This window comes from Roseibium aquae (assembly GCF_008711285.1).
GTDB classification, from domain to species: domain Bacteria; phylum Pseudomonadota; class Alphaproteobacteria; order Rhizobiales; family Stappiaceae; genus Roseibium; species Roseibium aquae.
This window is the reverse complement of sequence record NZ_VXDC01000001.1, coordinates 306,404-327,827: the sequence shown is the minus strand read 5'-3', so window position 1 is coordinate 327,827 and position 21,424 is coordinate 306,404. Positions and strand designations below refer to the sequence as shown.

At 60.8% G+C, this 21,424-nt stretch carries 18 protein-coding genes; 7 read left to right on the top strand and 11 right to left on the bottom strand.

Going from position 1 to position 21,424, the window contains the following annotated elements; genetic code table 11:
• Positions 1 to 181 precede the first annotated feature (181 nt).
• Positions 182 to 1,534 (bottom strand): sigma-54-dependent transcriptional regulator, encoded by a 1,353-nt coding sequence (locus F0184_RS01415; RefSeq protein ID WP_150493698.1) that lies wholly within the window; start codon positions 1,532 to 1,534, stop codon positions 182 to 184.
• Positions 1,531 to 3,402, bottom strand: a complete 1,872-nt coding sequence (locus F0184_RS01410; protein WP_150493696.1) for a sensor histidine kinase — start codon at positions 3,400 to 3,402, stop codon at positions 1,531 to 1,533. Before F0184_RS01410 ends, F0184_RS01415 begins: the two co-directional genes overlap by 4 nt.
• 419 nt (positions 3,403 to 3,821) lie before the next feature.
• Between F0184_RS01410 and katG the strand changes: the two genes are divergently transcribed.
• Positions 3,822 to 6,029 carry a catalase/peroxidase HPI gene (katG, locus tag F0184_RS01405; RefSeq protein ID WP_206668287.1) on the top strand — a complete coding sequence of 736 codons (2,208 nt, stop codon included), beginning with the start codon at positions 3,822 to 3,824 and terminating at the stop codon, positions 6,027 to 6,029.
• Between the two features lie 65 nt (positions 6,030 to 6,094).
• On the opposite strand, the gene F0184_RS01400 is transcribed toward katG, so the two are convergent.
• From F0184_RS01400 to F0184_RS01370, 7 genes are read right to left on the bottom strand one after another with little or no spacing between them, the layout of a single operon-like run.
• Complete coding sequence (locus F0184_RS01400; RefSeq protein ID WP_150493694.1) at positions 6,095 to 6,838, bottom strand: SDR family oxidoreductase; 744 nt, start codon at positions 6,836 to 6,838, stop codon at positions 6,095 to 6,097.
• A 25-nt stretch (positions 6,839 to 6,863) separates the two neighbouring features.
• On the bottom strand, positions 6,864 to 8,315 hold the full coding sequence (locus tag F0184_RS01395) for an aldehyde dehydrogenase family protein (RefSeq protein ID WP_150493692.1): 1,452 nt from the start codon (positions 8,313 to 8,315) through the stop codon (positions 6,864 to 6,866).
• Positions 8,296 to 9,909 (bottom strand): ABC transporter ATP-binding protein, encoded by a 1,614-nt coding sequence (locus F0184_RS01390; RefSeq protein WP_150493690.1) that lies wholly within the window; start codon positions 9,907 to 9,909, stop codon positions 8,296 to 8,298. Before F0184_RS01390 ends, F0184_RS01395 begins: the two co-directional genes overlap by 20 nt.
• Complete coding sequence (locus tag F0184_RS01385; RefSeq protein WP_150493688.1) at positions 9,906 to 10,736, bottom strand: ABC transporter permease; 831 nt, start codon at positions 10,734 to 10,736, stop codon at positions 9,906 to 9,908. Before F0184_RS01385 ends, F0184_RS01390 begins: the two co-directional genes overlap by 4 nt.
• Positions 10,733 to 11,680, bottom strand: coding sequence for an ABC transporter permease (locus tag F0184_RS01380; protein WP_150493686.1), 948 nt, complete (start codon positions 11,678 to 11,680; stop codon positions 10,733 to 10,735). The genes F0184_RS01385 and F0184_RS01380 overlap by 4 nt, the downstream gene beginning before the upstream one ends.
• A gap of 21 nt (positions 11,681 to 11,701) precedes the next feature.
• Positions 11,702 to 13,171: an ABC transporter substrate-binding protein gene (locus F0184_RS01375; RefSeq protein ID WP_150493684.1), complete on the bottom strand. Its 1,470-nt coding sequence runs from the start codon at positions 13,169 to 13,171 to the stop codon at positions 11,702 to 11,704.
• Between the two features lies 1 nt (position 13,172).
• Positions 13,173 to 14,459, bottom strand: a complete 1,287-nt coding sequence (locus tag F0184_RS01370; RefSeq protein WP_150494590.1) for an acetylornithine deacetylase/succinyl-diaminopimelate desuccinylase family protein — start codon at positions 14,457 to 14,459, stop codon at positions 13,173 to 13,175.
• A 109-nt stretch (positions 14,460 to 14,568) separates the two neighbouring features.
• Here F0184_RS01370 and F0184_RS01365 point away from each other — a divergent pair, with 109 nt between their 5' ends.
• Both F0184_RS01365 and F0184_RS01360 read left to right on the top strand, forming a co-directional pair.
• A complete protein-coding gene (locus F0184_RS01365) occupies positions 14,569 to 15,132 on the top strand; it encodes a LuxR family transcriptional regulator (RefSeq protein ID WP_150493682.1) in 564 nt (187 codons plus the stop codon).
• Positions 15,133 to 15,240: 108 nt separating this feature from the next.
• Positions 15,241 to 15,531, top strand: a complete 291-nt coding sequence (locus tag F0184_RS01360) for a DUF1330 domain-containing protein (protein WP_150493680.1) — start codon at positions 15,241 to 15,243, stop codon at positions 15,529 to 15,531.
• Positions 15,532 to 15,543: 12 nt separating this feature from the next.
• On the opposite strand, the gene F0184_RS01355 is transcribed toward F0184_RS01360, so the two are convergent.
• Together F0184_RS01355 and F0184_RS01350 are read right to left on the bottom strand one after the other, a co-directional pair.
• Positions 15,544 to 16,029 (bottom strand): MarR family winged helix-turn-helix transcriptional regulator, encoded by a 486-nt coding sequence (locus F0184_RS01355; RefSeq protein ID WP_206668286.1) that lies wholly within the window; start codon positions 16,027 to 16,029, stop codon positions 15,544 to 15,546.
• Positions 16,029 to 16,526 carry a flavin reductase family protein gene (locus tag F0184_RS01350; RefSeq protein WP_150493678.1) on the bottom strand — a complete coding sequence of 166 codons (498 nt, stop codon included), beginning with the start codon at positions 16,524 to 16,526 and terminating at the stop codon, positions 16,029 to 16,031. Before F0184_RS01350 ends, F0184_RS01355 begins: the two co-directional genes overlap by 1 nt.
• 166 nt (positions 16,527 to 16,692) lie before the next feature.
• Here F0184_RS01350 and F0184_RS01345 point away from each other — a divergent pair, with 166 nt between their 5' ends.
• Genes F0184_RS01345 through F0184_RS01330 form a run of 4 tightly spaced genes read left to right on the top strand, consistent with a single transcriptional unit; the run spans position 16,693 to position 21,329 of the window.
• The gene (locus F0184_RS01345; protein ID WP_150493676.1) at positions 16,693 to 17,739 is read left to right on the top strand and encodes a 2,5-dihydroxypyridine 5,6-dioxygenase NicX family protein; all 1,047 of its coding nucleotides are present in this window, start codon (positions 16,693 to 16,695) and stop codon (positions 17,737 to 17,739) included.
• Entirely contained in the window at positions 17,736 to 18,515 is a 780-nt protein-coding gene (locus F0184_RS01340) for an alpha/beta fold hydrolase (protein WP_150493674.1), read from the top strand. The genes F0184_RS01345 and F0184_RS01340 overlap by 4 nt, the downstream gene beginning before the upstream one ends.
• A gap of 13 nt (positions 18,516 to 18,528) precedes the next feature.
• Positions 18,529 to 19,803, top strand: a complete 1,275-nt coding sequence (locus F0184_RS01335; protein ID WP_150493672.1) for an acyl-CoA dehydrogenase family protein — start codon at positions 18,529 to 18,531, stop codon at positions 19,801 to 19,803.
• The gene (locus tag F0184_RS01330; protein ID WP_150493670.1) at positions 19,803 to 21,329 is read left to right on the top strand and encodes a class I adenylate-forming enzyme family protein; all 1,527 of its coding nucleotides are present in this window, start codon (positions 19,803 to 19,805) and stop codon (positions 21,327 to 21,329) included. The genes F0184_RS01335 and F0184_RS01330 overlap by 1 nt, the downstream gene beginning before the upstream one ends.
• Positions 21,330 to 21,424: the final 95 nt, after the last annotated feature.

Sequence of the window (21,424 nt, the reverse complement as noted above, 5' to 3'; positions counted from 1 at the left end):
ACAAGCCTCTCCCGCACACCTCCCACGGCGTGCCGCCCGCAACACAAGGCGCAAGTTCGACGATTGACAAGGGGTTAAGACACCCGGCTCCAAAATAAGCCCCGGCCAGGCCGGACAGATGGGTCACTTGGGAAACACCAATGCGGAATTAAGGGCGCATTCCGACACACCGCTTCGGACCTTAATGCTCCTCCAGGAAGTTCTCGCGTGCCAGGCCATACTTTTGCATTTTTTCGTAGAGCGCCTTGCGGGAAATCTGCAGGGCCTCGTATGTCGCCTTCAATTGCCCGCCATGGGCGGCCAGGCTCGCCGCGATCAACGCCTTTTCATGGACAGCCATACGATCGGACAGCGCTCCGGTAGACAGGCCGCTGGCGAATGGACCTTGTGGAGCCAGACCGAGATCTAGCCCCAACACAAACCGATCGGCCGCGTTTCGCAATTCGCGAACATTTCCAGGCCAATCGCAAATAGCAACTGCGGCCAGAACCGCGCCCGAGATCTCTGGCGCCTCCCGCTTGTAGCGCGCCGCTGCCTCGCCAACGAGCTGGGAAAAAAGCCCTGGGATATCCTCGCGCCGGTCAGAAAGCGACGGGATGCATATTGTTGCGACATTCAGCCGGTAGAGGAGATCGGGTCGGAAGTCGCCCGCCCGTGACGCGGCCTCCAGATCCCGCTTGCTGGCCGCGACAAACCGGATATCCAGCTCGATTGGATCGTTTGACCCAAGCCGGGTGATCAAACGGTTTTGAACTGCATGCAGGAGTTTGGCCTGCAAGCCCCAGGACAGGCTGTCGATTTCATCCAGAAAAACCGTCCCTCCCCGTGCCGCCTCAAATCGTCCGATGCGGGCCCGCATAGCACCGGGAAAAGCACCTGCTTCATGTCCGAACAGTTCGCTTTCGACCAGCGCCTCTGGCAAAGCCCCGCAATTGATATGCAGGAAGGGCATGGCTGCGCGGGCCGATGCTTCATGCAGGGCATGGGCGGCCACTTCCTTTCCGACGCCCGTCGGACCGGTGATGAGGACATCAACGTCCGTGGCCGCGACCGCCCGGATTTTCTGCCGGACCGCCTCGATTTCCGGACTGCGGCCATGAAGCCGGGTTTCAACGGCCTTGCGCGCGCCCACCTGCTCACGCAGAAACCTGTTTTCAAGGGTGAGCCGGCGCTTTTCCAGCGCCCGCCGGACGGTCTCAACCAGACGGCTCGGTGCAAACGGCTTTTCCAGGAAGTCATAGGCCCCCTCGCGCATAGAGTTGACGGCCAGCTCCACGTCGCCATGCCCCGTCACCAGAATGACCGGGAATTGGGGGTCGATGCTCAAAGCCTTGCGCATCAGCGTCAAACCATCGGTGCCCGGCAACCGGATGTCGCTGACCAGAATTCCGGGGAAGTCCCGGGTAATCCTGGATAAGGCCTGCTCGGCATCGGCAAAGCACAGGCAATCCAGCCCTTCGATCTCCAGGCTTTGCCGCGCGGCAAAACGCAGATGCTCCTCGTCATCCACGAAAAGGACGGGTTGGGCGGTCATTGGGCTGCTTCTATTGTCATCGCCGGGTTGTTTGCAATGTTGGTGATTTGCGGCACTTCAACCTGAAGAACCGCGCCACCTTCGGGATGGTTTTCCGCCCACAAACGCCCTCCAAAATCTTTGACGATGTTGAATGAGATCGACAATCCAAGTCCCAGCCCCTTGCCGGGCTCCTTGGTGGTGAAAAACGGATCAAACATGTTTTCCAGGGCCGTTTCATCGAGGCCGGGACCATTGTCCCGCACGCAGATCCGGCAATTCGAACCGTCGTCACAGATCGAAATCTCCAGGCGCGGCTGTAGACTGCCTTCCATTGAATCCAGTGCATTGTTCAAAAGATTGACGATCACCTGTTGCAACCGGATATGACCACCCATCACCGAGACCTGCGGAACCGGTCCTTTGAGGACGAGATCCACATTCGCCGCCTTCAGACGGGAGTCCAGAATGGCGAGCGCGTCGCTTACGATGGGTCCGAGCGCGACCGGGCGAGCCCGCTCCTGCGGCCGGCGGGCAAAGTTCCGCAAATGCTTTGAGATAGAGGCCATCCGGTCGGCCATCTGAGAGATCCGCAGTATGTTCTCGCGGGCTTCCGCGGTCCGTTCCAGGTCAAGAAGCCTTAGGGAGTTGTCGGCATAGGACTTGACTGCTGCCAGCGGCTGGTTGAACTCGTGGCTGAGCGCGGCCGACATCTGGCCCAGCGCCGCAAGCTTTCCAGCCTGAACGAGGTCAGCCTGGGTCCGGCGAAGTTGCTCTTCCGCTGTCCGGCGCTCCTGAACCTCCAATCGCAGTTGCGTATTGGCTTCATTCAGATCCGCTGTTCGCTGGGCCACACGGTTTTCAAGCAGTTCCTGCGCGCTTTGCTGGGCCTCGATGCGCTCCAAAAGCCGGGCGCGGCGCTGGAGATAAAAAGCAAAGGCAAAGGCACCCAGCCCGATCACCAGAATCAGGATCGCCAGCGCGGCGACAGCCTGGTTGAAGGCCCGGGCGGTGGGGACCAGCACTGTCACGTTCCAGCCCGCGTCCGCGATGTAATCCTCGCTCGCGATGTAGGTTGAGCGGCCAGCCGGGCCGCCGAGGGTTACAAGCCCAACGCGATCATCGAGGTCTTGCCTTTCGATCTCCAGCGGTTTCAGCCGATCGAGCGGGTACTGGCGATGAACTTCTATCTCGGCCAGATCGTGACGCGAGAGCGGCCGGAGGGTTCTGAAATGCCAATCCGGATTGCTGGCCATGAAAATAACGTCATTCAGATCGCTGACCAATACGGTTGTGTCCGCCTCGCGCCAGGCCTGCTCGAACTGGTCCACCGTGAACTTGACCGCCACCACGCCGACGACACGCATCTGATCCTCAACCGGCGCCGCAAAAAAATATCCGCGTTCGTTGGAGGTGGTTCCGAGCGCAAAATACCGGCCGAGCCCCCCCTCAAGGGCCTGCGTGAAATAGGGTCGATAGCCGAATGATCGTCCAACGAAAGACTTTTCCTTCTTGTAGCTGCTGGCGGCAATGGTGAGGCCGGAAATCTCCATGAGATAGACATCCGATGCGTGCAAACGAAACGCCGTCTGGCGGAAGTTTTCATTCACCCGTTCAACCAGATCCGGATCCTCTGGGTTCTTGAGCAGATCCACCAGTTCCGGGCGTTCGGCGATCAGCCCAGGCAATGGCTCGTAGCGCCTCAAAGCCCCGTTGATGCCTTCGACTGTCAAACGAAGGATATCCTTGCCGCGCTGGCCCGCTTGCGATTGGAAAAAACTTTCAAACTGCGGAAACGCGGCAAGGGACACGATCACCGCGAGGATCACGAAACCCAGAAAAACGCGGGTGGGTGCAGAAGCATGGGCAGCTGTGGAACGGCGGGTCATTCGAGAATTATGCAATGGAGCAAGCCATCCGTCGATATGGCTCGGCCCGCAATCGGCTTCATCCGGCTCCTTGGCGGCAGCGCAGACCCGGTCCGATGGGGAGAAGATGGGGAGAACCGGGAATGAACAGGCCGGTTTTTGGGTCCCAAATAACCAGCCTGCCAACTGTCTTTGGCGGGATGGGTCCATTTGACGGCTTATCAATAATTTTTTCTGATTATTCAAATCAGTAAAATCGACTTCCTCTGATTGCGATGAATCGATAGAACAATTCTAAACAACGCGGCCGGGACGGCTGGGGATGAAAGGCGCTCCCTCGACAGCTTGCCGCTGGCTGCAATGAAAATGTCGGATATCCACCCTACCGTGGCACCGACCCTGCCGCTCAATAGCGTTCAACCCACAACGGGAGAGAGACCATGGATGCAATGACCGAAAACGCCAGCTCGGGCTGCCCCTTCACGGGCAGGAAGATAGTCAGCAACAAAGACTGGTGGCCGAACCAATTGCGATTGAACATTTTGCGCCAGAACTCGGCGCTGGTCGATCCGATGGGACCCGGCTTCAACTATGTCGAAGAGTTCAAGACTCTGGACTATGCCGCTCTGAAGAAGGATCTGGCGGCGCTCATGACGGACAGCCAGGACTGGTGGCCGGCCGATTACGGTCATTATGGCGGTTTGTTCATCCGCATGGCCTGGCACAGCGCGGGCACCTACCGCACGGCCGATGGCCGTGGTGGCGCCGGAACAGGCCAACAGCGGTTTGCGCCGCTCAACTCCTGGCCGGACAACACCAACCTCGACAAGGCCCGCCGTCTTCTGTGGCCGATCAAGAAGAAATATGGCAACAAGATCTCCTGGGCCGATCTCATGATCCTCGCCGGGAACGTCGCCATGGAAACCATGGGTTTCAAGACCTTCGGCTTTGGTGGCGGCCGGGCCGACGTATGGCAGCCGGAAGAAGACGTTTACTGGGGTTCGGAAACCGAGTGGCTGGCGACAAGCGACAAGCCCAACAGCCGGTATTCCGGCGATCGCATGCTGGAAAACCCGCTTGCGGCCGTGCAAATGGGTCTTATCTACGTGAACCCGGAAGGGCCGGACGGCAATCCCGATCCAGTGGCATCCGGCCGCGACATTCGCGAAACCTTCGCGCGCATGGCCATGAACGATGAGGAAACAGTCGCGCTGACCGCGGGTGGACACACCTTTGGCAAGACCCACGGCGCCGGCGATGCTTCGCTTGTCGGGCCGGATCCGGAAGCGGCGCCGATCGAGCAAATGGGCTTCGGCTGGGCCTCGTCCCATGGCTCTGGCAAGGGCCGGGACACCATCACGTCGGGCATTGAAGGCGCGTGGACGCCGAACCCGATCAAGTGGGACAACGGATACTTCGACGTCCTGTTCAAGTATGACTGGGAGCTGACCAAGAGCCCCGCCGGGGCATGGCAGTGGACACCGAAGGACATCGAGGAAGCCGACATGGCTCCGGATGCCGAAGACCCGTCCAAGAAGGTTCCGATCATCATGACTACGGCCGACATGGCCATGAAGATGGATCCGATTTACGGACCGATCTCCAAGCGTTTCCATGAAAACCCGGAGGAGTTCGCCGACGCCTTTGCCCGCGCGTGGTTCAAGCTGACCCACCGGGATATGGGCCCGAAGGTTCTGTATCATGGTCCGGAAGTTCCGGCGGAAGACCTGATCTGGCAAGACCCGGTTCCAGCCGTGGATCATCCGCTTGTCAGTGAAGCGTCCGTTGCCGGCTTGAAGGAAAAGATCCTGGCATCCGGCCTGTCCATATCCAATCTGGTCTCGGTTGCCTGGGCTTCAGCCTCGAGCTACCGCGGTTCCGACAAGCGCGGCGGGGCGAATGGTGCCCGCATCCGGCTCGAGCCCATGAAGAATTGGGACGTGAACAACCCGGTCCTGATCGACAAGGTCGTCGGTGTCCTGGAAGGGATCCAGGCCGAGTTCAATTCCTCCGCTCCCAATGGCGAAAAGATCTCCATCGCGGATCTGATCGTTCTTGGTGGCGCGGCCGCCGTCGAGAAGGCTGCGAAAAACGCCGGTTTCGATGTGACGGCCCCCTTCGTGCCAGGCCGGACGGATGCCAGCCAGGAGATGACCGACGTCGACAGCTTCGCGGTGATGGAACCCGAGTTCGATGGCTTCCGGAACTATGCCAAGGGCGAATACACGTTCTCGCCCGAGGAAATGCTGATCGATCGCGCGCATCTTCTGACGTTGACGGCACCGGAGATGACGGTTCTGGTGGGCGGGCTGCGTATGCTCGGCACCAACCACGTCGGAACCAAGCATGGGGTGTTCACCGATAAGCAAGACACTCTGTCCAATGACTTCTTCGTCAACGTCACCGATATGGCGACCGAGTGGAAACCGGTATCGGGGTCAGAGACAGAGTTTGAAGGCCGCGACCGGGCGACCGGCGAAGTCAAATGGACCGGAACCCGTGTCGATCTGATCTTCGGCTCCAATTCCGAGCTGCGGGCTCTGTCCGAGGTGTACGCCCAGGACGACAATGCCGGCAAGTTCGTCGGCGACTTTATCGCCGCCTGGACGAAGGTCATGAACGCCGACCGGTTCGACCTGAAAGCTTAACGCTCTCAGATTGTCCAAGAACAAGCGGCCGGGCAATGCCCGGCCGTTTTTCATTCGGATCGCGATCAGATACAGCGTCCACCATCGACTTCCATCGCGACGCCAGTCACCATGGAGGCCTCGTCCGAACACAGATAGCAAGCCGCGTTCGCGATATCCTCCGGTGTCGAGAACCGGCCGATGGGAATGGTCGACAGAAATTTTTGACGCATTTGCGGAGTGTCTTCGCCCATAAAGCTCTTCAAGAGCGGCGTCTCACCCGCCACCGGGTTCACCGCATTGACCCGGACCCCGAACGGCGCAAGCTCGACGGCCATGGCCCGCGTTGCCGTGATCATCCAGCCCTTGGACGCATTGTACCAGGACAACCGTGGCCGCGGACTGACACCGGCGGTCGATGCCACGTTCAGGATCGCACAGCGTCCGCGGCTTTTCATGCCCGGAACGAAAGCCCGGGCAGTCAAGTAGACGGACTTGGCATTCACGTTCAAAACCCGATCGAAGTCGTCTTCGCTGATGTCCTCGAGCGGAGCGGGCAAGTGTGTCACCCCCGCGTTGTTGACCAGAATGTCTGGGACGCCTCCAAAACTCTCATGCGAGAGTCTCGCCATCGCGTCCACGGATCGTCCGTCGGACACATCGACCGCGCAGGCGATCCCGTTCACTTGCCTCGCCAGGTCTTCTGCGCCTTCCCCATTGAGATCCGCTACCATCACAACCGCGCCTTCGGCCGCAAATTTGCGAACGATCCCGGCGCCAAAACCCGAGGCTCCGCCTGTCACAATGGCCGTCTTTCCCTTCAGTCTCATCTGTCCTCCCGGAGTATTTGATTATCTATCCGTGATAGGCGGCCACGGTTTTCAACGCTGAAAACCCATAGAGCGCCTCAAAGCCTTTCTCGCGGCCGTGTCCTGATTTGCCGCGCCCGCCGAACGGAAGTTCCACCCCGCCTCCAGCGCCGTAATTGTTGACGAACACCTGGCCGGCCCGGAGCGACTTGGCGAGCCGCATTTGTCGGCCTCCGTCCCGGCTCCAGATCGCCGCGACCAGGCCGTAGTCCGTACCGTTCGCAATCGCCACCGCTTCGTCTTCGGTGTCGAACGGGATCAGTACCTGGACGGGGCCGAAGATCTCTTCCTGGGCCAGGGGATGATCGGGCGACACACCGGCGAGCAGCGTCGGCGCAACATAGTGACCAAGCGGCGGGAGATCGGCGGGCAGATCCGCCGCCGCGAGGATCTCGCCGCCCCGCCCCAGATACCCGGACACGATATCCCGTTGCCTCGCCGAAATCAGAGGACCCACATCGGGATCCGAGAGCGCCGGTCCGATCTTTAGGGCTTTGTAAGCCGCTGCCATGCGCCCTGCGACCTGGTCGAAGATGCTGCGTTCAACCAGGATCCGGGAGGAAGCCGAACAGGTCTGCCCCGCGTTCTGGATCCCCGCATTCACAAGGAAAGGCAAGGCACGGTCCAGATTGGCATCGGCGAAAACAAGCTGCGGCGACTTTCCGCCCAGTTCAAGCGTAACGGGAATGACGTTTCGTGCCGCCGCGGCCTGGATTTGAATGCCGGTCGCAACCGACCCGGTGAAGGACAGATGATCGACACCCGGATGTTCGGAAAGAGCCGCCCCGGCCTCGCCGCCAAGCCCCGGAACGACATTCAGAACCCCATCCGGAAATCCGGCCTCTGCCGCCATCGCCCCGAAGGCGAGCGCTGTCAGGCAGGCGTCTTCAGCCGGTTTCAGAACGCAGGCATTGCCCATGGCCAGCGCTGCCCCAACCGACCGCCCGATAATCTGCATCGGATAGTTCCAAGGCACGATATGACCGGTCACCCCATGCGGCTCACGCAAGGTGTACACCGTGTAGCCTTCCTGAAAGGGAATGGTCTCGCCATGCACCTTGTCGGCTGCGCCGGCATAGAATTCCAGATAGCGGGCCAAGGCGGTGACATCGGCACGGGCCTGCTTCAACGGCTTTCCGACATCAAGCGCCTCAAGACGGGCCAGCGTCTCCACGCGTTCCAGAACGAGCCGTCCGAGACGGGCCAAAAGCCGTCCGCGCTCGAAGGCAGGCATACGGCCCCACTCTCCCTCGCGTGCGGCATGCGCGGCTTCGACCGCTTGATCGATCTCGGTCTCCCCACCGCGGGCGATTTCGGCCAGTCCGGTTCCGTCTGAAGGATTCTCCAAAACGAGGCGGCCGTATTGCGCATCCACAACAGTGCCGCCAATGAGGCACTTTGATGGATCGAACCAAAGGTCAGATGGATTCAGCCGCATGCGTGTCACGCCTCCCTTGTGAAAAATTGGGCAATCTGGGGGCTGCCGCCAGGAGCTCCCGCGTATAGGGATGGTCCGGGTTGTCCAGAATCCGAACCGTTGGCCCGTCCTCGACGATCTTGCCCGCCTTCATCACCATCACCCGGTCGGTGATGCTCCGTACGACCGACAGATCGTGGGAGATAAACAGATAGGCCAAATGATACCGTGCGGAGAGATCCGCCAGAAGATCGAGGATCTTGGCCCGGACGGAGACATCCAGCGCAGAAACGGCTTCATCCAGGACAATCAACTCAGGCCGCAAGATCAGCGCTCTTGCAATGGCGATGCGCTGCCGCTGACCGCCTGAAAACTCATGAATGTAGCGCTCTGCGGCGGCCGCCGGCAATCCGACGGCTTCCAGCGCTTCCGCAACCTGGAGGGAACGTTGCATCCGATTGGGCGGAGACGGCAGAAGGTGGAACGGTTCCGCGATCAGACGCTCGACCCGATGGCGCGGGTTGAAGGATCCATAAGGATCCTGGAAAACCACCTGGACCCTTCCGCGGGCCCGGTCCGGCTGGACGCCATCGATCAGGATATCGCCGGCCTGCACGGGCTCCAGCCCGAGAATGGCCCGGGTCAGGGTCGATTTCCCGCAGCCCGATTCCCCGACCAGTCCGACCCGTTCGCCCTTGGAGACGGTGAAGCTGACCCGGTCGACCGCAACATGATGCCGCCGCGGTTGGAACATCCCCTGTTTCGGCAACGGGTATCTGCGAACCACGTCCCGCACCTCCAGAAGCCGCTTCCCGCTTTCCGCCTCGGGGATCGGTGGCAGATAGGCCTGATGCCGGGACGCTTCAAAAAGCGCGCGCGTATAGGGATGGGTCTGCATGCGCAGCACCTCATCCGTCGCCCCGCTTTCCACGACCTCTCCATTCCGCATCACCACCAGCCGGTCCGCCAGACTGGCAACCACTGCAAGATCGTGCGTGATGATCAGAAGCCCCATATGGAACTCCGAAACCAGATCTTTCAGCAAATCCAGGATCTGCAGCTGTGTCGTAACGTCGAGCGCCGTCGTCGGCTCATCGGCAATCAACAGCGCAGGCCGTTCGGCGATCGCCATGGCGATCACGACGCGCTGGCGTTGGCCGCCCGAGAGCTCATGCGGATAGCGCGACAGCGGAAAACTGTCTTCGTTCAACCCGACACGATTGAGCATGTCGCGGGCGCGGGCACGGGCTTGGTCCCGCGTTGCTCCCGAGTGGAGCCACACCGTCTCCGCCACCTGATCGCCGATGGTCTGTACCGGATTGAGCGCCGTCATCGGCTCTTGAAACACCATTCCGATCCGGCCGCCCCGGATCTGGCACATCGCCCGCTCCGACAGGGCGCCGAGGTCCTGCCCATCCAAAAGGATTGTTCCGGATGTCTGTTCAACGCGGTGGGGCAGGAGCCGCATGACGGAGAGCGCGGTCATCGATTTTCCAGAACCCGACTCGCCGGTAATCGCCACGATCTCACCGGCTCCAACCGTGAAACTCACGTCTTTCAGGAGCGGTTTCCCGTGCGCTTCAACACAGAGGCTTTGGACGGCCAGAACACTCATGTCCGGACCACGCGGAGTTTCGGGTCAAGCATGTCGCGCAAACCGTCGCCCAGAAGGTTCAATCCCAGAACGGACAGGATGATCGCCATTCCCGGTACAAGCGCCAGATGCGGTGCGAGGCCGACGAGCGTTTGGGAATCGGCCAGCATCCGCCCCCAGCTCGGGGTGGGCGGTTGAGCGCCAAGTCCGACATAGGACAATCCCGCCTCGGCGAGGACCCCGAGCGAAAACTGGATCGTGCCCTGAACGATCAAAAGGTTCGCAATGTTGGGAAGAATATGCTCGGCCGAAATCCGAACCGCTCCCTTGCCCGCGACACGTGCGGCCAGAATGAACTCCCGCGTCCAGAGCGACAGCGCCGCACCGCGGGTCAACCGGGCAAAGACCGGGATGTTGAAGATGCCGATGGCGATGATCGCGTTGACAGCGCTCGGTCCGAAAACGGCCGTGATGAGGATCGCAATCACGAGGGCCGGAAAGGCGAAGGCCAGATCGTTGGCGCGCATGATCAATTCATCCAGCCACCCCCGGTTCGCCGCGGCCGCGAGCCCGAGCGGCACACCGGCCGCCATGCCGATCCCGACCGCGATGATGGCGACCGCCAGAGAGGTCTGCGCCCCGGCCATGATCATGGACAGCATATCCCGGCCGAAATGGTCTGTGCCCAGCAGATAATCCCCGCCTGGCGCCTTCATGCGCGCGGAAATGTTCATGCCGGACACATCGTGGGGCGTCCAAATGACCGAAACCAGCGCTGCGATCGCAAACAGGCTCACCAAGACTGCTCCGGTCAGGAACGACCAGCTCGCCCTCCTGCCCCCGCTCATGGGTGTTTCCTCAGGCGGGGATCCACCACAGCATAGGCCAGATCCACCAGAAAATTCGTCAAGATCACCGCGAAGACCAGCAGCATGACAACGCTTTCGACCACAATCAGATCCCGCTGGGAGATCGCCTGAAAGATCAGGCGCCCGAGCCCCGGCAACGCGAAGACCTGCTCGATGATGATGCCGCCGGCCAGCAGGAAGGCAAATTGCAGGCCAATGATGGTCAGGACGGGGATCAGCCCATTTCGCAGACCATGCCGCCATATTGCGGCGCTTTGGGACAATCCTTTCGCTCGTGCCGTGCGCATGAAATCCTCCCCGAGCACGTCGACAAGGGCGGAGCGCATCACCCGGGTCAAAATGGCCGCCTGGGGCAGGGCAAGCGCAATGGCTGGAAGCGTCAACGCTCTCAGCCCCGCGCCAATGCCCTCGTCCCAGCCCGGGAAACCACCAGCCGAAAACCAGCGCAGATTGATTGCGAAGATCAGGATCAGGATCATCGCGAACCAGAAATTCGGCACGGCAATCCCGATTTGCGTGACACCGATGACACCGTAGTCACCCATCCTGCCGCGCCGGCTGGCCGCCAGCAGCCCCGCTGGGATCGCGATCGCGACCGTCAGGCAAAGAGCATAAAGGGCCAGCGGAACGGAGACCCAAAGCCGATCGGCGATCATTTCCGCCACCGGCGTCCGGTAGGTGTAGGAGACGCCGAAGTCGCCCTGCAGCATGCCGGCGACCCAACTCAGATAGCGGGAAACAGCCGAGCCATCGAGCCCGAGTTCGGCACGCAAAGCCGCTATCGTGTCGGGCCGCGCATTGACGCCGAGCATCACCGCAGCCGGGTCCCCCGGCACAACCTCGATCACCAGAAAGATTACAAGGGAGGCGACAAGAAGGCTGCCGATCAGCGAACCAACCCGTTGCGCCAGAAATCTCAGCATGGTGCCAGCCGCCGACCTTGCCTAATCGGACCAGGACACACCGGTCAGATCCACCGCCTGGGTCGGCGCGTTCGCCCAAAGCCCCTGGACACCTTTCTTGGCGACGGTCAAGCGTGGCTGCTGGAACAGGAAGCCGTTGACGTAGTCTTCCGATACAATGGTCTGAGCCTGCTGCAGGAGATCGCGCCGTCGATCCGGATCGGTTGTTCCGCGCAAGGTGGACATGACCTCCTGAAGCCTCGGGTTGTCGTACTGAAAATAATAGTCCGGATTGGCGTAGATCCCGATATCCATAGGCTCTGTATGCGCCACGATCGACAGATCGTAATCCTTGCTGCGAAACACCTCCTCAAGCCACTGCGCCCATTCCAGATTGGTGATTTCCGTGTCGATCCCGACCTCGCGCAATTGCGCGGCGATGATTTCGCCGCCGCGCCGCGCATAGGAAGGCGGCGGCAGCTTCAACGACAGCGTCAGGCCATCGCCATGGCCCGCTTCCGCGAGCAGCGCCCGGGCCTTCTCCGGATCGTGGGGCGAGTTGCCGGTGAGGTCCAGATAGGCCGGATTATGCGGGGCAAAATGTGTCCCGATCGGCGTGCCGTACCCGAACTGCGCCCCATCGATGATTTCCTGACGGTTGATGGCATGGGCGATCGCCTGCCGGACGCGGATATCGTCGAGCGGCGGTTTCTTGTTGTTGGTCGAAAGAACCGTCTCGCCCTCGGTCGAGCCGATCAGGACCTTGTAGCGCTCATCCGCCTCGAACTGGATGAGATTTTCCGGAGCAGGAAAGGCGGCGAAGGCATCAAGATCCCCGGCCATCATAGCCGAGAAGGCCGCTGTCGGGTCGGAGATGAAGCGGAAGGTCGCGGCCTCCAAAGCTGCCGGCTCGCCCCAGTAGTCTTCGTTTCGCACGAGTTCCACCCGGTCGCCCTGGACCCATTCGGAGAACTTGAAGGCGCCCGTCCCGACAGGATTGGTTTTGATGGTGTCGATGCTTTCCGGCGCCACAATGGCCGCATCGCCCCATGCCATGTTGAACAGGAAGTTGCCGTCGGTCTCCGAAAGGGTGACTTCGACCGTTCGCGGATCGATGACGTTCACCGCCGCAATTCCCGCGAAAAGACCCTTCTGGGCATTTGTGGAATCATCGCCGCGCGCGCGGTCGAGGGAGAATTTCACATCCTCCGCGTCCATGGAGGTTCCGTCGTGAAAGGTCACGCCCTCTCGAAGATTGAACCTGTAGGTCAAGCCGTCCTCGGACACGTCCCAGCTTTCCGCAAGGCTGGGGACGATTGTTCCGTCTTCGGCGAACCGGGTCAGGCTTTCGAAGATGTTGGCATACGTCACGTCATCGATCGCGCCAGCCGCAGCGCTGGTGGGATCCAGATGCGGCGGTTCGAGTTGAACGGCGATCGTCAGCTTGCTGGCCAGGGCCGGAACGCTGAAAAAGAGTGTCACTGCACTGCATGCGAAAAAACCCCGAGTCATTTCACCACTCCCTTTCCGGACCAAGCAAGGTCAGCAGGCTGATGGCCATCACCTTGGCGCTGTCGATCATATCCCCCACCCCGACATACTCATCGGGTTTATGGGCAAGTTCCAGAAGACCGGGCCCATAGGCAATACAGTTCTTGAGTTTGCCAATCCGATCAATGTGTTTTTGATCGTAGCTTCCCGGTGACGCGACATAGTCGGGCGCCTTCCCGAGCACCGTGTCAATCGCATTGGCGACCGTTCGCACGACCGGCGCCTCCCGGTCCGTCATGGACGGCGCCACATGGTTCAACTCCCGCATCGCATAGTCGAAATTCACCCTGTTGTGTTTGAGAGCTTCCAGCAGGGAAACGATTTCCGCTTTGACGCTTTCCCGCGTTTCTTCAATGAGATACCGGCGGTCAATCACAATCCGGCAGCTGTCCGGCACACAATGCGATGGCAGGGCATTGGAATCGCGGGAAATCTCCGCCTGCCCGCCATGCACCGAGTTGATGTTCAAGGTCGACACCCTCGCGCCTTCCGGCACAACCGGCATTTCAGTCCGCCGCATGGACAAGGCGGGAAACAGCTCCTCTTCGAAAGCATTCAGCAGCGCGCCCATGTGGCGCACGGCGCAATCGCCCAGAAATGGCATGGATCCGTGGGCAATCTCGCCTTTCGTTTCGATCTCGGCCCACCACCCGCCGCGATGGCCAAGACAAATACGGTCCTTGTGCAGCGGCTCGGGAATGATCACGTGCTGCACGCGGTCAGGAGAGAAAAAGCCCTTCTCCGCCAGAAACGCGACCCCGCCATACCCTCCGGATTCCTCATCGGCCGTGCCTGAAACCTCGATGGCGCCAGCGAAGTCCGGCACAACCGAGACAAATGCTTCGGCCGCGATGATCGATGCCGCCAGACCGCCTTTCATGTCGCAGGCCCCACGGCCATAGATCTTGCCATCTTCCAGATCGCCGCCAAACGGGTCCTTTGTCCATCCCTCGCCCGGCTCGACGACATCGGTGTGCGAATTGAAATGAACGCACTCCCCGGCAGACGCGCCGGTCCTGCGGGCCAGGATGTTCCAGCGCGGATAGGCGTCACTGTCGCCTGGCGCGCCATGCGCCCGATGAAGTTCGGCCCGAAACCCGGACCGCTCCAGCCGCGCGGCCAGATACTCGCAAATCGTCAGGTAATTCTGGCCAGGGGGATTGACCGTCGGAATACGGATCAAATCCTGGGTCAACCGGATCAGATCGCCCCTGCGGGCGTCAATGGCCGCAAACAGGTTTTCCTTCAGCGAAATGGCCTCGCCCAAAACCGTCTCCTTCACCTTGGCGACCAACCTGATCCCGATTGTTCGTAAAAACGGTTTACGGTATCAATACCGTAGGAATACGGGACCGCACATGGAAGCAGACATTGTGAACGACGCTGAGTTGACCGCCATCGCATTCGACGAGGCGCCGCTCGGGCTGGTCCTGACGGAGAACCGGCGGATCCGGACGCTGAACAATCGTTTCGCGGAAATGACCGGATTCCAAAAACACGAGTTAATCGGACGGTCCTTCGCGCTTTTCTACGCGTCGCACGCGGAATTCGAACGCGTACGCGAGATCGGGTTCAGTGCCTTGCGCGAGACCGGAAGATACACCGATCAGCGGCTTTTGCGGCGGAAGGACGGCTCGCATATATGGTGCCGGTTTCGCGCGCGCTCTTTGGACCGCGATCACCTGCTTGCCCGCCTCGTCATGAGCTTCGCCCAGGTTTTCGACCAACCGGGAAACGTCTCTTTGACTGCGCGCGAGAAGGACGTTCTGGCAGGATTGCGGCGCGGCCTGACCAGCAAGGCGATCGCCCGCGAACTCGCCCTGTCCCATCGCACGATCGAGGATGTACGCGCGCGGCTGCTGAAACGCCTGAGCGTATCGAACACCGCCGAACTGCTGGCAAAAGTCAGTCTTCTGGACTGACCGGAATCGCGCCTTTGTCGCACAGGGCTGGCGAAACACTTTTCAATCGCCAAAGAATCAAGACACTTCAGAGGCGAGTGACGCGAGGAACCAGGAGGAAAACGGCTTATGCCCGCTTATTGGATGGCCCGTGCCCGGGTCGACAATCCCGAACAGTACAAGAAATACGCCGATCAGGTGCCCGCAATTCTGGAGCGGTTTGGCGGCAAGGTCCTTGCCCGTGGCGGCAAGTTCCAGATCATGGAAGGGCCTGACGCCTTCAAGCGTTTCGTGATCATCGAGTTTCCGACCTTTGAGGACGGGGTCGCCTGTTTCGAGTCCGACGCCTATCAGGCGGCTGCCGCCCACCGGCGCGGCGGTGGCGGTGTCGTTGAGGTCGTGATGCTTGACGGAATGTAGGACCCCGCCCTTTCAGCCGTCATCTTCCAGCCGGAGGATCAAGGTCCGCAACACGTTCTTGAGCAGAGTGACTTCCTCGCTGGTATAGCCGTCAAGCACACGCTTCTCGTGTGCTTGCGCATCGCGCAACAGTTCATCCACAAGGTCTCGGCCCGTTTGGGTGATGTAGACCAGCATCCGCCGGCGGTCGGTCTCGCACCTGCGCCGCTCGGCGAGCCCCTCGGCCTCCAGCCGGTCGACGATCTTGGTTGTCGTCGGCTGATTGTAGAGACTGATACGGGCGAGATGACCGATTGTCTTGCCGTCGCCTTCGGACAGCGTGGCCAGAAGCCGCCAAGCCGGAACCTGCACGCCATACCGGCGCAGATGCGCGTGGAACTGAGTGCTGACCAGATGACTGGCATGCGCGAGAAGGTAGGACAGGTAGTTGTCGACGAAGGCGGCGGCCGGCTCCCCGGCTTCGAGCCCGGCGGCCTGAGCCATTGTGCTGCGTTCCATCAACAGGCAACCTTGCCGGCAGGATAGGCCCGGCCGTATTGGCCATCCATATAAATCAGCGGTGCGCCAGGCCGGGTCCAGTGTTTCAGCACTTCGCCGACGTGAATCGTGTGATCTCCCCCTTCATACTGGAAGACCGTTCGGCACTCGAACACCGCAATAGCCCGGCGGATAAACGGCGCGCCGTGGTCGCCAAATGCCCAATCATCGAAGGCGAAGCGATCCCCCGGACCAGCGAACCTGTCCGCGACCTGCCGCTGATCGGCGCCCAAGACACTGATCGCAAATCCCTCCGCTTCACTGAAGACCGGGGCGCTCATCGCGTGTCCGGCAATTGACCAGAGCACAAGCGGCGGATCAAGCGAGACCGAGTTGAACGAATTGATCGTCAGGCCGACCGGACTTCCATCGGGCTTTCGCGTCGCAGCGATGCATATACCCGTGGTGAACCGTCCCAGCGCCTTGCGAAGATCTTTCAAGGGGTGGTTTGCCGTCATCAAGCCTCTCCCGTTGCTGAAATAGCCGATCCATACCAAATCACAATTATATTCCGATTGATATAATTTAATTTCTGTGATTGCATGCCCAGCACAATGAAATTTCGCAGCCGATTGCCTCCACGGAGGCGCGGTAGAAGCCGGAAACCGGCCTGGAGAGAAGTGCATGCTGGCGGATCGCATCGAAGGGAAATGGATCGACACATTCGAGACAGTGTTCGCCCTGTGCAAGGTCGGGAAGGGCGAACCGGTCGCGATCCTCTCGGAAACGCAGTCGAGGCAGCTGAACGTGCATCTGGCGGAACTGGCCCTCCTCCGGCTCGGCGCCAGCCCCTTTCATGTCGTGTTGCCCACACCGCCGCAAAGGGTCGCCGTACCGGTCCGTTCAACCGGGGCCAGCGATGCCATCCGCGGTTTGAAACCCGCCATCGCCGCCTTGAAATCGAGCGGACTGGTGGTGGACCTGACCGTGGAAGGGATGCTGCATGCGCCGGAACTGCCAGAGATCCTCTCGGGCGGCGCGCGCCTTTTGATGGTTAGCAACGAGCATCCCGACGCTTTGGAACGTCTGTTGCCGGATCCCGCTTTGATGCCCAAGGTGAAAGCTGCGGTGAAGATGCTGCGCGCCGCCACCCTCATGACCGTGAACTCGGCGGCCGGCACGGATATGACCGTGGACCTCACCGGCGCCCCGACCGCCGGGGTTTGGGGCTATTGCGACCGGCCGGGCACGGTGGCCCATTGGCCAGGCGGCGTCGTCGTCAGTTTCCCCGGGGCGAACACCGTCAATGGCCGCCTCGTTCTGGACGCGGGCGACATCAACCTGACCTTCAAGCGCTACCTGCAGGATCAAGTGATCCTGACCATTGAAAATGACTACGTGGTCGACATCGCCGGGCAAGGAACCGATGCCGAACTGGTGCGCCGTTATTTCGCGGCCTGGGACGATCCGGCCGCCTATGCCGTGTCTCATGTGGGCTGGGGCATGAACCCGGCCGCCCGCTATGAAGCGCTGTCCATGTACGACCAGAGGGAAACCAACGGAACAGAGTTGCGCGCCTATGCCGGCAATTTCCTGTTTTCGACGGGAGCGAACGAATTCGCCAAACGCTACACGCTCGGACATTTCGACCTCCCCGTGGGGCATTGCACCATCACGCTGGACGGAACGACCGTGATCGAGGACGGAAACCTGCTCGGGGAACTTGCATGACCAGCGGCAGCTTTCAGATCGCCTGGCAGGAAGCGGGTCGCGGCGATCCCTTGGTTTTGCTGCATGGGATCGGCGGCGGCTCCGCCAGTTGGTCCGCCCAGTTGGAAGGCCTGAGCGATCGCTACCGGGTCATCGCCTGGGATATGCCGGGCTATGGCGCCTCGTCGCCTTTGGACGAGGTTTCCTTTTCCGCCTTGTCGCGCGCGCTTAAAAGCCTGATCGACCGGCTTGATCTGAAGAAGCCGCATATTGTCGGACATTCCATCGGAGGAATGGTCGCGCAGGAATTCGCGGCGATGCATCCAGATGGGCTGGCCAGCTTGACCCTGTCCGCGACCAGTCCTGCCTTCGGCCGGCTGGATGGCGACTTTCAAAAACAATTCGTGTCGGCCCGATTGGCACCGCTCGAGGCGGGCCAAACCTTGGCGGATATCGCGGACAGCGTGATCCCCGAACTTGTCGGACCGCACGCCAGCCACGCGGCAAAGGCCACCGCCAAGGAGTGCATGAGCCGCGTTCCACCGGAGACCTATCGGGCGATGATGGCGTGTCTGGTTACCTTCGACCGCCGCGCTGCGCTCACGTCCATCGGCGTGCCAACGCTGCTGATCGCGGGAGAAACCGACACGCAGGCCCCGGCGGCGATGATGGAAAAAATGGCCTCGAAAATACCGGGCGCCCGCTATGTCCGCCTGCCCGGCACCGGTCATCTGGCCAACATCGAACACCCGGCAGCCTTCAATGCTGCACTATTGAAATTCCTTACCGAAAGCTGAATGGGAGAGCCCAATGTCCCTTGCCGAGACCCATATTCTGGACGCGCATGACACGCTTGCCCCGATTTTTGATCCAGATGCCTTCCGCCTCACGGACCAGCAGGCCGAATTGACGGCGCTGGCCCGCCGCTTCGGTCAAAACAGTCTGGCGCCCCGCGCCGACCAATGGGACCGGGACGCGATCTTCCCGATGGCCAATTTTCGGGACATGCACGCTAACGGATTGCTGGCGGTTTGCATCCCGACGGAAGAAGGCGGATATGGGGCTGACTACAAGACCTACATGCTGACCGCCGCCGAAATCGGCCGCCATTGCGGAACGACATCGCTCACATGGAACATGCATGTGTGCTCAACGCTGTGGCCGGGCGTGCTGGCCGATGATCTCAAGATGGATCCGCAAGCCAGACGCGAGCACGAGACCCGCCGGTCTGTTCATTACGCGCGGATCGTCAACGATGGCGCGATCTACGCCCAACCCTTTTCCGAGGGTGGAGCAGCGGCAGCCGGCTTTCAACCTTTCGGCACGACGGCCAGGCGGGTCGAAGGCGGATGGATCGTCAATGGCAAGAAAATCTTCGCCTCATTGTCGGGTGCGGCGAACTATTACGGCGTGCTTTGCACCGAGGAGAAGGAGAATCTCAGCCGCCGGGACACGCTCTATCTGGCGATACCGGCCGATGCCCAAGGCGTCGAGGTGTTCGGTGACTGGGACCCGCTGGGGATGCGCGGAACAGTGTCCCGGAACCTCGTGTTCAAGGATGTCTTTGTCCCCGAGGACGCCGCGCTGATGCCCAAGGGCGTATATTTCGAGGCGGCGACGACCTGGCCGCACATGTTCCTGACGCTGTCGCCAACCTATATGGGAATCGCGCAGGCCGCTTATGACTTCACGGTGAAATATTTGCGCGGCGAAATGCCGGGCACCCCGCCCGTCAAGCGGCGCATGTATCCCACCAAACAGCATGCGGTGGCGAGCATGCATATCACACTGGAGCAGACCAAGGCGCTGTGGTTCCAGGTCATCAGCGAAGCTGGTCCCAACCCGACCAAGGAACAGATGCTGCGGGCCTATGCCGCGCAATACACGGTGATGGAAAACGCCAATGAGATCTGCCAATTAGCGATCCGGACCTGTGGCGGGCAGTCCATGCTCAAGACATTGCCGCTGGAGCGGATGTACCGCGACAGCCGGTGCGGGTCGCTCATGCTGCCCTGGACGGCTGAACTCTGCGTCGACCGGCTCGGACGCGAAGCCCTCTATGAGCGTGGTGAAAGCGACGACTGATGAGCATCGCGTCCTGGATCGACAAACACGCCGCGTTCACGCCCGGCAAGGCGGCGCTGGTGTTCGAGGGCGAGACCATCACCTATGCCGCGCTAGCGCGCCGCATTGAGGAAAGAACCGGGGAACTTTCCGGGCGCTTTGGGTTAAGCCAGGGAGACCGGGTCGCCTATCTTGGTCACAACAGCCCGGAATTTCTGATTCTGCTGTTCGCATGCGCGCGCCATGGAGCGATCTTCCTTCCGCTGAACTGGCGGCTTGCGCCGGAAGAACACGGCTTCATTCTGTCTGATGCAGGCGCAAAGCTGCTGATCGCGGAACCCGCCTTTCACCCGGGCGCAGAAAACCTCCGGCACGATCTTCCGGACTGCCGTTTCGTGTCCACGGCGCCCTCTGGACCGGACTGGGCCTGCCTTGGACAGTCCGTGGCAGCCGAAAGACATGTTGACGACGGCAAACCGGAAGATGCCGTCCTTCTGGTCTACACATCGGGAACAACCGGATATCCGAAGGGGGCGGTCCTGACCCAGGATGCGCTTCAGTGGAACGCCTTCAACAGCCTTCACATGCATGACATGACCAGCCAAGACCGGATCCTGAGTGTCTTGCCGATGTTCCACGTGGGCGGACTGAACATTCAGACACTCCCGGCCCTCTACGCTGGCGGGACCGTCTATCTTCATGCCAAGTTCGATCCGGCGGAGACACTGGCCGCGATCGCCAGGGACCGTCCGGACTTGACGGTTCTCGTGCCGGCGACGATGGCGGCGGTTCTCGCCCATGCGGATTTTCAAGAGACCGACTTGAGCAGTCTTCGGTCCCTTACCACCGGATCTTCGACCGTTCCCAAAAGCCTTATTCTTGCGTTCCATAACCGAAGCATCCCTGTCCTCCAGGTCTATGGCTCGACCGAAACCTGCCCGATCGCGGTTTATCTGAAACCAGAGGACGCCTTTCGCCATCTTGGCACGACAGGCAAACCGGGTCTGCACTGCGAGATGAAAATCATTGACAACGCGGGACGAACGGTGCGGCCGGGAGAGGCCGGGGAAATCGCGATCAAGGGACCGAATATCATGCGGGAATACTGGAACAACCCGCAAGCGACTGCCGATGCCCTCAAAGAGGGCTGGTTTTTCACCGGTGACATCGGCTTCATTGATCCGGACGGCTATCTGGTCGTCAACGATCGCAAGAAAGATGTCATCATTTCGGGAGGCGAAAACATCTACCCCGCAGAAGTGGAGCGGCTTCTCATGGATATGGATGATATCGCGCAGGCCGTCGTTGTCGGAGAAGCGGACGAGAAATGGGGAGAGGTACCTGTCGCCGTGGTCGTGCCAACGGCCGGCTGTCACCTCGACGTCACCGAGATCATGGCGCGTTTCTCAGGCCGCATTGCGCGTTTCAAGCATCCCAAACGCATTCACGTCGCCGACAGCCTGCCCGTGAATGCCATGGGCAAGATCCAGCGTTTCGCGGTGCGCGAGCTACTATTGGCAGACAACTTCTTCAAGACCGGCACGTGATCATTAGAATTGACTGACCAGTCGGTCTATGGAAAGAATTTAATTGGGAGGACCCGAAAACGCAGTCTAGACTGGCTTGGGAGGAGTGCAGTCCG

Coding starts and splice junctions, on each gene's coding strand:
- F0184_RS01355 (WP_206668286.1), bottom strand. CDS start 16,029: ATGGAACGCAGCACAATGGCTCAGGCCGCCGGGCTCGAAGCCGGGGAG.
- F0184_RS01385 (WP_150493688.1), bottom strand. CDS start 10,736: ATGAGCGGGGGCAGGAGGGCGAGCTGGTCGTTCCTGACCGGAGCAGTC.
- F0184_RS01410 (WP_150493696.1), bottom strand. CDS start 3,402: ATGACCCGCCGTTCCACAGCTGCCCATGCTTCTGCACCCACCCGCGTT.
- F0184_RS01415 (WP_150493698.1), bottom strand. CDS start 1,534: ATGACCGCCCAACCCGTCCTTTTCGTGGATGACGAGGAGCATCTGCGT.
- F0184_RS01380 (WP_150493686.1), bottom strand. CDS start 11,680: ATGCTGAGATTTCTGGCGCAACGGGTTGGTTCGCTGATCGGCAGCCTT.
- F0184_RS01390 (WP_150493690.1), bottom strand. CDS start 9,909: ATGAGTGTTCTGGCCGTCCAAAGCCTCTGTGTTGAAGCGCACGGGAAA.
- F0184_RS01350 (WP_150493678.1), bottom strand. CDS start 16,526: ATGACGGCAAACCACCCCTTGAAAGATCTTCGCAAGGCGCTGGGACGG.
- F0184_RS01375 (WP_150493684.1), bottom strand. CDS start 13,171: ATGACTCGGGGTTTTTTCGCATGCAGTGCAGTGACACTCTTTTTCAGC.
- F0184_RS01330 (WP_150493670.1), top strand. CDS start 19,803: ATGAGCATCGCGTCCTGGATCGACAAACACGCCGCGTTCACGCCCGGC.
- F0184_RS01360 (WP_150493680.1), top strand. CDS start 15,241: ATGCCCGCTTATTGGATGGCCCGTGCCCGGGTCGACAATCCCGAACAG.
- katG (WP_206668287.1), top strand. CDS start 3,822: ATGGATGCAATGACCGAAAACGCCAGCTCGGGCTGCCCCTTCACGGGC.
- F0184_RS01400 (WP_150493694.1), bottom strand. CDS start 6,838: ATGAGACTGAAGGGAAAGACGGCCATTGTGACAGGCGGAGCCTCGGGT.
- F0184_RS01345 (WP_150493676.1), top strand. CDS start 16,693: ATGCTGGCGGATCGCATCGAAGGGAAATGGATCGACACATTCGAGACA.
- F0184_RS01395 (WP_150493692.1), bottom strand. CDS start 8,315: ATGCGGCTGAATCCATCTGACCTTTGGTTCGATCCATCAAAGTGCCTC.
- F0184_RS01340 (WP_150493674.1), top strand. CDS start 17,736: ATGACCAGCGGCAGCTTTCAGATCGCCTGGCAGGAAGCGGGTCGCGGC.
- F0184_RS01365 (WP_150493682.1), top strand. CDS start 14,569: ATGGAAGCAGACATTGTGAACGACGCTGAGTTGACCGCCATCGCATTC.
- F0184_RS01335 (WP_150493672.1), top strand. CDS start 18,529: ATGTCCCTTGCCGAGACCCATATTCTGGACGCGCATGACACGCTTGCC.